Below are 14,285 nucleotides of genomic sequence, written 5' to 3' on the forward strand. Positions count from 1 at the left end.
GAACCGTCGTGAGCAAAGTCTATTTCTCCACGTGGCGGGGTGAGCAGGTCAACAATATCGGAAAATCCGATGAAGAGTGGCAAAATTCTGCTTACAACCTACCGCTTGAGTACAACGAACACGCCTCTTCCAAAGCGTTTATCGGATGGGACGGCGTCGCGCTGTTCAGCCCTGACGTCGACGTCGTTCGTTTAGCTACGGAATACGCCGCGCAGTACCAGGTCTATTCCGAAGCGTGCGGACGCTGTGCTCCCGGACGCTGGGGCGGGCGAATCCTCTACGATTTGCTTGACAAGATCGCCCGTGGCGAGGGATCGGTAGCCGACATGGAACACCTCAAAGAGGTTTCCCGCACGATGCAGGAAACCTCCAAATGTGAAATCGGTAAAACGGTTCCCAATCCGCTGCTGGACCTGATGGAACATTTCGAATCGGAATTTATGGCGTGCATCGAGGGGCAAAAACCTTCCAAGCACTACCACATGGACGATACGAATTACATCGCCAAAATCACGGCACCGTGTATGGACGCCTGCCCCGCACACGTCGACATTCCGGCCTACATCGAAGGGGTACGGGATCTGCGGTTCGACGACTCGCTGATGGCGACACGCCAGACGATGCCTCTGGCCCACACCTGCGGACGGGTTTGTCCCCATCCGTGTGAGACGGAATGCCGCCGGGCGAATCTGGACGAGCCGATCTCGATCATGGAACTCAAACGGCTGGGTGCCGATTATGAGACCGACCACGGGTTCGGATTTTTCCATCCGGCACAGAAAAAACCCTCTATCGGCAAGAAAGTAGCCGTTATCGGTGCAGGACCTGCGGGACTGACGGGGGCCTATTACCTTGCGCTGGAGGGGATCGATGTCGACGTCTACGAGGAGCTTCCGGTTCTCGGCGGCGAAGTAGCGGTCGGGGTTCCCGAATACCGTATGCCGATCGACAAATACAACCAGGATATCGAAGCGGTTCGCGATCTCGGGGTCAATTTCATCACGAACACCAAAGTGACTGCCGACATGATGCGTCAGTTCGAACAGGATTATGATGCGGTCCTCGTCGCGACGGGGACGCGGATATCGAAAAAAGTCTACTGCGACAACGAACGTCCCGAAATCCAGGGATACTGGGGGGCGATCGATTTCCTTGACAAGATCAACCTAGAAGTCAAATACGGCATCATGGTCGACGAAGAAGACCAGAAACGCCACATGCTTCCGACCAACTGGGTCGATCTGACCGGTAAAACGGTCGCGTGTGTCGGGGGTGGATTTACCTCGATGGACGTCGTCCGCTGCTCAATCCGCGCGGGTGCGAAAAAAGTGATTATGCTTTACCGCCGGGACGAAGCGACGATCATTAAAAATACGACGTACGAAGAGTATCACGAAGCCGTCGAAGAAGGGGTCGAGTTCATTTTCCACTCGGCGGTCGCGAAAATGAACGACGAAAATGACGTTCTCAAATCGCTCACCATTGATCGTTTCGAACTTGTTCCAGACCCGAACGGAGGGCGTCCGACGCTCGAGAAGATCGAAGGGGCGTCCTTTGATATCGAAGTCGATTACCTGATCCCCGCCGTCTCGCAGAGTGCCGACCTCAAACTTCTCCCCGAAGAGTGGGAGATCGAGCGTACCTCGTGGGCGACGATCAAAACGAACGGTAAAGATTACATGACCTCGCGCAAAGGGATTTTTGCCGCGGGCGACTGCGAATACGGCCCGATGACGATTGTCAATGCCGTCGGTCAGGCCAAACGGGCCGCTTCGGTCATTAGCCGCTATGTCGTGAGCGGTGAGATCACTCTCACTGACGAGGAGATCATGGAAGACCACCTCAGAAAGCTGAAGGTCTACAACAAAAAAGAGAAGATCAAGGGATGGTTGCCCGGACTTCCGCGCCAGCACAGTGAAGTGCTCACGGTAGACGAGCGCAAAGACAACAACCGCGAGGTCAAGTACGGTTTTACGCAAGAAGAAGCGCTCTCGGAAGCGGAGCGCTGTATGCGCTGTTATTACATCGCGATGGTCGCGCACTAAAGGAGGGGATGGATGATCAATTTTACGATTAACGGCCAGCCCGTCACCGCCGCCAAAGGGGAAACGATCCTTCAGGCGGCACGCAAAGCCGGTTTCTACATCCCGACGATGTGTTACCTCGAAAAAACGACGCCGTGTGCGTCCTGCCGCCTCTGCGTCGTCGAGACCGATAAGACCGAGGGTTTCATCCTCAGCTGCCAGACTCCTCCGACAGAGGGACTTGCGGTCACGATCGATTCTGAGGCATTGCAGAGCGAACGGACGAACATCATGCGCCTTTACGATGTCAACCACCCGCTCGAATGTGGCGTATGTGACAAATCCGGCGCATGCGATCTACAGAACAAGACGCTCGAATTCGGCGTAGACCGCCAGCATTTCAGTGCCAAAGAGCAGCATCGCAAAATCGAGCACTGGGGGCTGATCAATTACGATCCGTCCTTGTGTATCCTGTGCGAGAAATGCGTGCACGTCTGTAACGAAATTATCGGGGACGATGCGATTACGCTGCAGTTCGGGGGGTACAAATCTTCCGTAATCCCCAAAAACAGCGATACGCTCGACTGTACGTTCTGCGGTGAATGTATCGCCGTTTGTCCGGTCGGGGCGTTGGTAAGCTCGGATTTTCAGTACACGGCGAATGCGTGGGAACTGACCCAGATCCCCGCGACGTGTGTCCACTGTTCGGCAGGTTGTTCGCTCACCTATGAAGTGCGCCATACCTCCAACAGCATCGGTGCCAAACCGAAGATTTACCGCGTGACCAACGATTTCGAGCATACGACGCTCTGCGGGGCCGGACGCTTCGGATTCGATTTCGGCATCGATGCGGCAAAAGAGGAAGCGGAGCTTGCGCGTGCGGCGGATTCGATCAACGAGTACAAAGCGATCCGTTTTAGTTCGATGATTACGAACGAAGAGGCGCTGATCCTCCAAAAGCTCAAGGAGACGCTCGGCCTCAAACTCTATAACGAAGAAGCCCGTGCCTATCGACGTTTCATGGATGCTTACGGCTCTATCAGCGGTAAAAAGAGTTACGGCGGAAGCGCTGAAGCGGTCGCGGCGAGCGATGGGATCATCGTTTTCGGCGGGCGGGTTTCAACCGATAATCCGGCGCTGCGGTACAGCATCACAACGGCGGCCCGCCATAACGGCGCCAAAGTCGTTTACATGCATCCTCTCGAAGATGCGCTGCTGCAAAACGTCGTGACGCAATACGTCAAATACGAAGTGGGAACCGAAGAAGGGGTCGCCGCGATGCTCGCCCGAACTGTTCTAAAAGAAGCGGATATCAGTGAAGAGACGCGCCGTTATTTCGACGACCTGGACGAAGGGTATCTGTGTGCGGAAAGCAATGTCGGCAGCGAAGAGTTTGAACGGATTGCCAAAACGTTCGGCCGCACAAAGCGTAAAACCCTTGTGATCGGCAGTGACCTGCTTAATCACCTCCGCAGCGAAAATATCGCCCGTCTGTGCGCGATGATCGAGACGTATACCGAATTTTCGGTCGTCGTCGCGGCGCCGAGTGTCAATACGGTGGGCGTTTCGCTGATCTGTGATCTGGATGTCGATACGGGGGCGCCTGCGGTCGGTTATAACGCCACGGGCGTCTACACGATGGGATCGCTTGCGAATGTGCAGCTTCCCCTTCCCGCACTCAATTCGCAGGAGGGGACCTTCGTCAGTATGAACAACCAGGTACTTCCGACCAACGTCGCGGTTCCGTTCAGCGGATATACACTGAACGACGTTGCCGCAAAACTCGGCGTGAGTACGGCCTACACGATCGATTACACCGTTCTTCTTCCGAAAGCCTGCGGGTTTGAAGAGCGCGAATTTGACGATTTGGGCAATTTTTTCGGGCCGCTCGGCGAAGACAAACGGGGGTATATCCTTGAAAACGTCGACGTTGAAGCGCTCGGAGAACTCGAAGAGGTGGATGACCTGCCCGAATTCAACGGCACGGTGGTCTACCGCTGTAATCCGGTGAATCAGTTCAACGCCTACACGGCGCAGAGCCGACAGCTTGAAAAAGATACAGCCTTACGCGGTTCGGCCCAATTCGCGGCTGCCGCAAAAATCGCGAACGGTGATAAAATTCGCATTGAATTCGGATCCGGAAGCGAAGAGAGGGTTTTTGTCCTTGACGGTTCTCTGAAAGGGACCGTGGCATTGGTGCCTTCATACGACGGCGCATACGGACCGGCAAACGACAATTACCGATTCGAAAAAGTGAAAATTTCGAGGGTGGGGAGTGAAGGATGAGTGATATAACGATTACCATAGACGGCCGCACGATTCAGACGCAGGAGGGGGAATACATCCTCAATGCGGCGCGCGCGAATGGTATTTTTATTCCGGCGATCTGTTACCTGACGCGATGTTCGCCGACACTGGCGTGCCGTATCTGTCTGGTAGAAGCCGACGGAAAACAGGTGTATGCGTGTAACGCGAAAGCCAAAGAGGGGATGAACATTACGACGACGACGCCGAATATTTTGGCCGAACGCCGTGCGATCATGGAAGTCTACGACGTCAACCACCCGCTTGAATGCGGCGTGTGCGACCAGTCGGGCGAATGCGAACTCCAGAACTATACCCTCGAAGTCGGAGTCGATTCGCAGACCTATGCGATCAAAGACACCCATAAGCCCGCCCAGGACTGGGGTTTCATCCACTATGATCCCGCACTGTGCATTATGTGCGAGCGGTGTATTACGGTGTGTAAAGACATGATCGGGGACGCGGCTCTCTCCACCACCGCGCGCGGAAGCGACGCTATTGAAGCGACATTTAAAGAGACGATGCCCAAAGACGCCTATGCGATGTGGAACAAGCTCAACAAGTCGCTGATCGCCCCCAACGGCGGCGATACGCTCGATTGTACCAACTGCGGCGAATGTTCGGCGGTATGTCCGGTCGGTGCTCTGGTGAGTTCGGACTATCAATACACGTCAAACGCATGGGAACACAAGCAGATCCCCGCGACGTGCGCCCACTGTTCGGCAGGATGCCAGCTCAGCTACGATATCAAGCACACGAGCATTGAAAACACCGAGCCTAAAATTTACCGCGTGAAAAACGAGTGGAACTACGTCTCCTTGTGCGGTGCGGGACGTTACGGCTACGATTTCGAAAACCGCGGCGTCACCAAGAATCCCGCAGCTTTCGAAGCAGCACTTGCAGCGTTCAAAAAAGCCGATACGATCCGCTTTACCTCGACCATCACCAACGAAGAGGCGCTGATTCTCCAGAAGCTCAAAGCCAAGTACGGCTACCGCCTCATCAACGAAGAGGCACGGGTCTTTAAAAATTTCCTGGACGCTTATGGTACGATCAGTGGAAAAAGCCTCTACGGCGGGGATCTCAAACAGGTGCACGAGGCCGATTTCGTCGTCTCGATCGGGAGCGCCCTCAAAACAGACAACCCCAACGCCCGTTTCGCGATGAATAACGCGCTCTCCATGAACAAAGGGGCAGGGCTCTATTTCCATCCTGTTGCCGATCCGGTAATTGCGGAGATGTCTAAAAATGTCACCCAGATCCAGCATGCGCCGATGCTGGAAGAGGCCGCGCTGTACCTGATGCTCGACCTTTTCGGCGACAAAGCGGCCATGCCTGCCGAGATCGTTTCGTATCTGGCCGGGTTCCATTCGACGAAAACCGTTACGGTCGAAGAGACGGTTGATGAGAAAGTGACCGAAACCGTTACCAAAAAAGTCCTCAACGAAGAGACCGGCGTCGAGGAAGAGGTGAGCGAAGAGGTGACCAAGACGGTGAAGAAAAAAGTCTCCAAAGAGGTCGAGGTCGACGACAACGCCCTCTTTGCCTTGTTGAATACGGGAGATAAATTTGCCGAAACACTCGAAAAATATCTGGCGAAAAAAGAGAAATTCGCCCTGATGGTCGGCCCTGATCTGTATACGCATCCCAACAGCGCCAACTGTGCCCGTCTGGTCGCGTTGATCGAAAAATATACACCGTTTAGCGTCACAATGATCCCGAACCTTGCCAATACTTTGGGGGTTGCGATGATTTGTGATCTCGATTCGGAGTGCGGCAGCTACAGCGTCGGTTACAACACCCGCGGCGACTTTACTCTCAGCGCGCTGGGCAACGGCGACCTGGATATGCCGGCACTGAATCAGCAAGAAGGGACCCTCACGGGGATCGACAAACGGGTCAATCCGACCAACGTCGCGCTGCCTTATGGCGGATACGTGTTAAACGATATTGCCAACGCACTGGGGCTCGATGCGAAACTGACGGTCGAGTACACGAAACAGCTCCCGGTTGAAAAAGGGTTCAAAGCGGTTGAATTCGATACTCTGCCGAACTACTATACCAACAGCGGGGAAGAGGTTCGCGGGTACGTCATGGAGAATAAGGCCGTATCGACAAGCGGCGATGAGAGCGTGACTCCTATCGATGCGCAGGCGGCAATGTCGGGAAGCATCGTGTATTTGGCCAATCCGGTACTTCAGTTCTCCGCGTTTACGGCTCGGGCCCATCAGCTTGAAAGCCAAGGGGGTCTTTATGCCTCCAAAGCGTACATGGAAGCCAACGGCCTGGCCGAAGGGGACCGCGTAAGCCTTAAATCGCCGCGCGGCGAACTGAGCGTAAGCGTGATTTGTGACGGCAAAATCGACGGAGATATCACGTATCTTCCGACGTTTGATACAGCGATCAATTCCGAAGCACTGTTTGACGGTTACCGTTTTACGAGTGTATCAATTCAAAAGGTGTAAACAATGGATGCAGCATTCATTATTGAGACGATCGTCAAAATCGTCGTCATTTTGTTGATTTTTTCCGCGCTTGCAGGGTTCGGTACCTATTTCGAGCGTAAGGTACTGGCGTTCATGCAGCGCCGTCTTGGGCCGATGCACGTCGGGCCTTACGGGTTGCTTCAGATTATGGCGGATGGGATCAAACTCTTCACGAAAGAGGATATCGTTCCCCAAAACGTCGTCAAACCGATTTTTAAAATCGCTCCGGTTATTACGGCGGCTACCGCGTTTATGGCGGCCGCGGCTATTCCGTTTTGGCCTCAGTTTACCGTCATGGGCTATACCGTCCATCCGATCGTGGCCGACATCAACGTCGGGATACTCTATGTACTTGGGGTAATGGCGATCGGTCTGTACGGGCCGCTGCTCGGGGGTATGGCATCGGCGAACAAATGGTCGTTGATTTCGGCGGCGCGGAGTGCCGCGATCTTCATCTCCTACGAGGTGATCACGGGGCTTTCGCTTCTCGCACCTCTCATGATGGTCGGATCACTTTCGCTGATCGATATCAACAACTACCAAGCCGGCGGGATCGGCAACTGGATCGTCTGGTCGCAGCCGGTGGCGTTTATCCTTTTCTGGATCGCCGCGTTTGCCGAAACCGGACGTACGCCGTTTCACCTCGTCGCCAACGACCACGAGATTATCGACGGTTTCGGTACCGAATATTCGGGAATGCGCTGGGGTCTGTTCTTTATCGGCGAATACGCCAATATGTTCTTCATCTCGTTCGTCATGGCGATCATCTTCCTCGGAGGGTTCGGAGACGGTACGATTGCGGGGGCGGTGCAGCTGATTCTCAAAGTCGCGTTTTTCTTCTTCTTTTTCCTGTGGACCCGTGCCGCATGGCCGGATGTTCGTCCCGACCAGCTCATGTGGCTGTGCTGGAAAGTTTTAATGCCGATTGCCGTACTCAACGTTATCGTTACCGGCATCGTGATGATGTTTTAAGGGGGTAGTGGTATGCATCATGGACACGAAGAGATCTTTACCGACCGTAACGTAAGCGAGAACAGCGCGTACTATTACGTCGATATCGAAAGCTATCCCGAGAGCGGATGGGACAAATTCAAACAGGTGGTCCGCCGGACGTTCAGCGGCGAGCTGTTTGTCGGCTTGTGGGTAGTACTGCGGGAGATGATCAAATTCGACATTCACACCGTTCAGTATCCCAAAGAGAAACTGCCGATCGGCCCGCGTTACCGTGCGGTTCATAAACTGCTTCGCCTGTGGGAATCGGGATACGAGCGCTGCATCGGGTGCGGATTGTGCGAAAAGATCTGTATTTCCGACTGTATCCGCATGGATACACGGATCGACGAGAACAGCCGCAAGGAAGTAACCGAGTACAGCATCAACCTCGGACGCTGTATCTTCTGCGGATACTGCGCCGAAGTGTGCCCGGAATTGGCGATTGTCCACGGCCCGCGCTATGAAAATGCCTCTGAGCAGCGTGCCCATTTCGTTATCAAAGACGACATGCTCACCCCTCTTGATCTGCTCAAGTCGGGAGCACAGGAAGAGTATCCGGGCTTCGGTGCCGTAATCCCGGGAAGCGACGCGTCGGTCAAAAAGACCCCGCTTGCGTATTAAGGAGTAGGAATGTTTGAAGCAATCGCTTTTTATCTGTTTGCAGCCTTGACGATTGTCATGTTTACGATTACCGTCATGACGTCGCAGGCACTGTACGCCATCACGGCGATGGCAGCGGGGATGATTTTCATCTCCGCATTTTTCTTTATTCTGGGTGCCGATTTCCTGGGTGCGATCCAGATTATCGTCTACACCGGTGCGGTAATGGCGCTCTATGCCTTCGGGATGATGTTTTTTGATACGACCCGTAACGTCGTCGAAAAACGTACCAACCCGCAGATCGTGTTCGTGCTGGGTGTACTGGCGGCGGTTTTGGTGGTTGCGATTTTCGTTGCTCCGATCGTCTCCAACAACATTCAGGCGCTCTATCCGATCAATCCCGAAGTGGGTAACTCGCAGGCGGTGGGAATGGTCTTGTTTACCAAGTATCTCGTGCCGTTTGAAGTGGCCGCGGTTATGCTCCTCGTCGCGATGATCGCGGGGATCGTCCTTGCCGGCAAGAAAATGGACAAATCACTCACCCTGATGGCCGAAGAGGAGATCGAGATGTTGCACTCTTCGAATCCAACACACCAAGAGAGAGGGGAACACTGATGGAAATTACCCTTACCCATTACCTGGTTTTGTCGACCGTATTGTTCGCGATCGGCCTGATCGGGGTTATGCGCCGTAAAAACCTGTTGATGCTGTTTTTTGCGACCGAAATCCTCCTCAATGCGACCAACATCGCTTTTGCGGCGATTTCGCATTACATCGGCGACTTGAGCGGGCAGATGTTCGCGTTTTTCATCATCGCGATTGCGGCGTCGGAAGTGGCGGTCGGTCTGGGACTGCTCATTGTGTGGTACAAGCGTACCGGAAAGATCGATCTCGATCAAATGACTTCAATGCGAGGATAATGTATGGAACTCTACTTATATCTTGCCCTCTTCGCTCCGCTGGTCGGGTCGTTGTTCGCGGCGCTGTTCGGTGCGTCGCCTAAAACCAAGCTGACAGGCTACGTGACGTCGGGCCTGCTGTTCGTTTCGTTCGTCAGCAGCGCTATCTTGCTCAATTATGTCATGAGCGGGCATACGGTACACGTTGAACTGATGACGTGGATGGCGACGGGAGACCTGTACATTCCGTTCGGTTTCGTCGTCGATCAGGTAAGCGTCGTCATGATGATGGTAGTAACGGTCGTTTCCACGGTCGTTCACATCTATTCGATCGGATACATGGATCACGACAAAGGGTTCAACCGTTTCTTCTCATGGCTTTCGGCGTTCGTCTTTTCGATGATGGTGCTTGTCATGAGCGACAACTTTGCGGGACTCTTCATCGGATGGGAAGGGGTCGGTCTGTGTTCATGGGGACTGATCGGTTTCTGGTACCAGAAAGAATCGGCGACCTGGGCGGCGAACGAAGCGTTCATCATGAACCGCATTGCCGACCTGGGGATGCTGATCGGATTGTTCCTGGTTTATTGGAACATCGGATCGTTGCAGTATGACGTCGTATTCTCCCAGATCGGGAATCTTCCGGTAGAAGTGGTAACCTGGATCGGGATTTTCCTCTTTATCGGGGCAATGGGTAAATCGGCGCAATTTCCTCTGCATACCTGGCTTGCCGACGCGATGGAGGGTCCGACACCGGTTTCGGCACTTATCCACGCGGCAACGATGGTTACGGCGGGGGTCTATCTCGTGGTCCGTTCGAACCCGATTTACGACCTGATTCCTAACGTGGGGATCTTTATTGCGAGCCTCGGAGCTTTCGTCGCATTCTTCGCCGCCTCGATGGCGCTCGTGAACCGCGACATGAAACGGATTATCGCCTATTCGACCCTCTCGCAGCTGGGTTACATGTTCGTCGCGGCGGGTCTGGGTGCGTATTGGGTTGCACTTTTCCACCTGATGGCCCACGCGTTTTTCAAAGCCCTCCTGTTCCTCGGTGCGGGTAACGTCATGCACGCGATGCACGACGAGCTCGACCCGTTTAAAATGGGCGGCTTGCGCAAAGTGATGAAAGGGACGTTCGTGATGATGACCGTCGCTTCGGTCGCGCTGGCGGGGATCTATCCTTTGGCAGGTTTCTTCTCGAAAGACCTGATTCTGGAGGTAGCGTTCGTCGAACACCATTATGTCCTGTACACGGTCTTGTTGCTGACGGCCGGATTGACGGCGTTTTATTCGTTCCGTCTCGTCGCGCTTATCTTCCACGGAGAAGAGCGCTACAAACTTTTCGGCATCCATCCGCACGAAGCGTATAAATTCATGCTGGTCGCAATGAGCCCGCTGCTCGTCCTTGCGGTGATCGCGGGTGCGTTCAAAATGACCTATTACCAGCTGGTCATCAACATGCTTCCCTCGACGCAGTATCATGTCCACAGCGAGATGACCTACTGGATCATGACGATCGGAACTCAGCTTTTCGTCATCGCGGCGATTCTGTTCGCGTACAAAAAATACGCCAACTGGAGCACGGTCCCCGATGGAACCTCCAAAACGGAGAACCGGTTCTGCTACAAACTGTTGTGGAACCAGTACTACATTCCGAAATTCTATGACGAGGTGTTTTCGAAACCCTATTTGGAACTTTCGAAAATCGCATGGAAGCAGATCGATCTGAAAATTGTCGACGCCACCGTCGACGCGATCGCCAACGCGATCTACAAAACGGGCGAAAATACCCGTGATATCCAGAACGGAAACCTCTCGAGCATGCTTCGCTGGATGGTTGTCGGTCTGGTGGTTTTGCTGGCGCTTGCCGTTGCCTTTACCGTGGGTTACAACGCGGTCGGCGCTTAAGGAGTAATGATGTTGGATCATATTTTATCGCTTTTGATTTTTTTCCCGGCATTGGCCGCGATGTTCGGGTTCGTTGTCAGACAAGACAGTATCCGCGCTTACGGTATCGCCGTGGCGGGTATCGAGTTTTTTCTTTCTCTGTGGTTGTGGTATGCGTACGACCCGATGGTTTCGGGGATGCAGTTCATGGAAGCCGCACCGCTGATTCCGGCATTCGGTATCAACTACCTGCTCGGGGTTGACGGGATTTCACTCTTTATTATCATTCTGTCGACATTCTTCACGCTGATCGGTATCGCGTCGTTGACCGAAACGCGCCGTGTCAAAGACATGATTATCACCCTCTTGTTCCTCGAAATGACGATGGTAGGGGTGTTTGCGGCGTTGGATGCGATCGTGTTCTACGTCTTCTGGGAACTCTCCCTCGTTCCGATGCTTTACATCATCGGTGCATGGGGCGGACCGCTGCGGATTTACGCATCGATCAAGTTTTTCCTTTACACGTTTGCCGGTTCGCTGGTGATGCTCGTCGGTATGCTCTTCATGGCGTACTTTTACTATCAGGCGACGGGGGCATGGAGCTTCTCTATCCTGGAATGGTACCGTCTGATTCTGCCGGAGAATTTCCAGATCTGGCTGTTTGTCGCGTTCTTCCTCGGATTCGCGATCAAGGTTCCGATGTTTCCGTTTCATACCTGGCTCCCTTACGCACACGGGCAGGCGCCGACCATCGGTTCGGTGATCCTTGCGGCGATTTTGCTGAAAATGGGAACCTACGCGTTTGTCCGTTTCTCGCTGCCGCTCTTCCCGGATGCGTCGGTCTTTTTCATGTTCCCGATCGCGATCATCGCGATCATCATGATCATTTACACGGCGATGGTCGCGTATGCTCAGGAAGACATCAAACAAGTGGTCGCGTACAGCTCGATCTCCCACATGGGGGTTATCATCCTCGGTACGTTCGCCCTGAACGTCGAAGGGGTCAGCGGTTCAGTATTCCTGATGATCGCGCACGGGGTCGTATCGGGGGCGCTGTTCCTCCTGGTCGGTGTGATTTACGATCGCCGCCATACGAAGCTGATGAGCGAATTCGGCGGTCTGGCTTCGGTCATGCCCCGTTATGCGACCATTTTCGGGATCATGATGATGGCTTCGGTCGGCTTGCCGCTCACCATTAACTTCGTTGGGGAATTCCTGAGTCTGCTCGGGTTCTACAAACAGTCCCATGCAATGACGCTGGCTGCGGGTGTGGCCATCATCGTGGGTGCGATTTACATGCTCTCGGCGTACAAAAAAGCGTTTTTCGGGCCGGTTACCAAAGAAGAGAATAAAAATCTCAAAGACGTCAATAAAGTCGAACTGGTGGGTCTGGTTCCTCTCGTAATCGTTGCGATTTGGTTGGGGGTCTATCCCAAACCGGTGCTTGAACCGATCAACAACAGCGTTGAATCGGTGATTCAGCTGATGCACGACAAAGCCCAAAGCGCTGAAGCCAAAGCGCGTATCCCGAACCTTGCCGAAGCGGACGGGATTATCACTATGCAGGAGGGACACTAATGTTGGAGCCCGTTAACGTATCGCTGGCGTCGCTGAACCTTGCGACGCTTGCTCCGATGCTCATCGCCATTATCGGCGCGCTGTCGATCCTGATGATCGATTTGGTCAAAGAGGGACTTCACAAGTCCCTTTACGTCATGATCGCCTTGTTGTTCTTGCTTCTGGACTTGGGGGCATTGATCGATTTCGGCGGCGTTTTCCTTAAAAACGGAACGGTTCTCGGATTTTTCGATGTCATGTTGATGGACGGGATTGCGATCCTTTCGCAGATCATCATCGTCGCCGGTTCGATGCTCTTCATTCCGTTGGCACTTACGTCGAAACGGTTTCACGAGTACAACTATCCCGAGTATTTCGCGCTGTTCTTGTTCATGATCGCAGGCTTCCAGTTTATGGTCGCAACGGACAACCTTATCCTCGTCTTTGTCGGCTTGGAAACGGCGTCTTTGGCGCTTTATACCCTGATTGCACTGCATAACCGTTCCAAATCGTTTGAAGCGGCGGTCAAATATTTTACGATGGGTGCCCTTGCGGCGGGTTTTTACGCATTCGGTGCGATGATCCTTTACGCCATCAGCGGTTCGGTCGAGATCAACCAGATCGCGACCGTTCTGGCCGAGGATCACTACAGCAACATCGGATACGTTCTGATCGCCGTGACTTTTATGATCGCGGCGTTCGGGTTCAAGCTTTCGATGGTACCGTTTCACACCTGGACGCCCGACGTCTATGAAGGATCGTCGGCGGCGCTTGCCGGGTACATGTCGATCGTTCCCAAAATCGCGGCGTTCGTCGTGGCGATGCGTCTGTTTGAATTCCTCGTCCACAGCGGCGTGGTATGGCTGCAGGTAATCCTCTACATCGGGGTAGTTGTGACGATGACGGCGGCAAACATTTGGGCGCTGGTGCAGACCGACGTCAAGCGGATGCTTGCGTACAGCTCGATTTCCCATGCGGGGTTCGTCATGGCGGCGATTCTGATCGGTACGACCCAGGCGAACACGGGACTGTTCCTTTACTGGGCATTGTTTAGCTTCACCAACCTCGGGGCTTTCACCATGTTGTGGGTCAACCGCCAGAAAAACCTTCTGCCGGGACAAAGCTCGGACCATCCGTACGAAAAATTTTCGGGTATGGTCAAAACCATGCCGATGGCGGCCGTTATGATGGGTCTGTTTATGCTCTCATTGGCGGGGATCCCTCCGTTTGGTCTTTTCTGGGGGAAAATGTACATGATCGGCTCTGCCGTCAGTGCCGGCTATACGCTGCTGGCTTTGATTATGGCGCTTAACTCCGCGATTGCCGGGTACTATTACCTCAAGCTGATCGTTTTCATGTTCATGAAAGAGCCGATGGTCGGATACGAAAAATATTATCTGATGAATGCGTCGCTTTCGCTCAAAACGATTATCGGCGTCGCGGCGGTCGGGACGATTTTTGCCGTTTTCGCGGTCAATCCGCTTTTGGAAGTCATAACTTTATTCGTGTATAATAGCGGTTATTAATCATCT

10 protein-coding genes are annotated in these 14,285 nt (G+C 53.7%); all 10 read left to right on the top strand.

Annotated elements, in window-relative coordinates; genetic code table 11:
• The first annotated feature begins 8 nt into the window (after nt 1–8).
• The 10 genes from E0765_RS09160 to nuoN are packed head-to-tail and all read left to right on the top strand — an operon-like array spanning nt 9 to nt 14,279.
• Nucleotides 9–2,045 (top strand): FAD-dependent oxidoreductase, encoded by a 2,037-nt coding sequence (locus tag E0765_RS09160; RefSeq protein WP_132812922.1) that lies wholly within the window; start codon nt 9–11, stop codon nt 2,043–2,045.
• 12 nt (nt 2,046–2,057) lie between these two features.
• Nucleotides 2,058–4,310 carry a 2Fe-2S iron-sulfur cluster-binding protein gene (locus tag E0765_RS09165; RefSeq protein WP_132812923.1) on the top strand — a complete coding sequence of 751 codons (2,253 nt, stop codon included), beginning with the start codon at nt 2,058–2,060 and terminating at the stop codon, nt 4,308–4,310.
• Nucleotides 4,307–6,793, top strand: coding sequence for an NADH-quinone oxidoreductase subunit G (locus E0765_RS09170; protein WP_132812924.1), 2,487 nt, complete (start codon nt 4,307–4,309; stop codon nt 6,791–6,793). The genes E0765_RS09165 and E0765_RS09170 overlap by 4 nt, the downstream gene beginning before the upstream one ends.
• 3 nt (nt 6,794–6,796) lie before the next feature.
• Nucleotides 6,797–7,786, top strand: coding sequence for an NADH-quinone oxidoreductase subunit NuoH (nuoH, locus tag E0765_RS09175; RefSeq protein WP_132812925.1), 990 nt, complete (start codon nt 6,797–6,799; stop codon nt 7,784–7,786).
• Between the two features lie 12 nt (nt 7,787–7,798).
• On the top strand, nt 7,799–8,428 hold the full coding sequence (nuoI, locus tag E0765_RS09180) for an NADH-quinone oxidoreductase subunit NuoI (RefSeq protein ID WP_132812926.1): 630 nt from the start codon (nt 7,799–7,801) through the stop codon (nt 8,426–8,428).
• Nucleotides 8,429–8,437: 9 nt separating this feature from the next.
• Nucleotides 8,438–9,022, top strand: coding sequence for an NADH-quinone oxidoreductase subunit J (locus E0765_RS09185; RefSeq protein WP_132812927.1), 585 nt, complete (start codon nt 8,438–8,440; stop codon nt 9,020–9,022).
• Entirely contained in the window at nt 9,022–9,327 is a 306-nt protein-coding gene (nuoK, locus tag E0765_RS09190) for an NADH-quinone oxidoreductase subunit NuoK (protein WP_188109937.1), read from the top strand. The genes E0765_RS09185 and nuoK overlap by 1 nt, the downstream gene beginning before the upstream one ends.
• A gap of 3 nt (nt 9,328–9,330) precedes the next feature.
• On the top strand, nt 9,331–11,217 hold the full coding sequence (gene nuoL, locus E0765_RS09195) for an NADH-quinone oxidoreductase subunit L (RefSeq protein ID WP_132812929.1): 1,887 nt from the start codon (nt 9,331–9,333) through the stop codon (nt 11,215–11,217).
• 9 nt (nt 11,218–11,226) lie between these two features.
• The gene (locus E0765_RS09200) at nt 11,227–12,774 is read left to right on the top strand and encodes an NADH-quinone oxidoreductase subunit M (RefSeq protein WP_132812930.1); all 1,548 of its coding nucleotides are present in this window, start codon (nt 11,227–11,229) and stop codon (nt 12,772–12,774) included.
• Complete coding sequence (gene nuoN / locus E0765_RS09205) at nt 12,774–14,279, top strand: NADH-quinone oxidoreductase subunit NuoN (protein WP_132812931.1); 1,506 nt, start codon at nt 12,774–12,776, stop codon at nt 14,277–14,279. Before E0765_RS09200 ends, nuoN begins: the two co-directional genes overlap by 1 nt.
• The last annotated feature ends 6 nt before the right edge of the window (nt 14,280–14,285 follow it).

Source organism: Sulfuricurvum sp. IAE1 (genome assembly GCF_004347735.1).
Taxonomy (GTDB): domain Bacteria; phylum Campylobacterota; class Campylobacteria; order Campylobacterales; family Sulfurimonadaceae; genus Sulfuricurvum.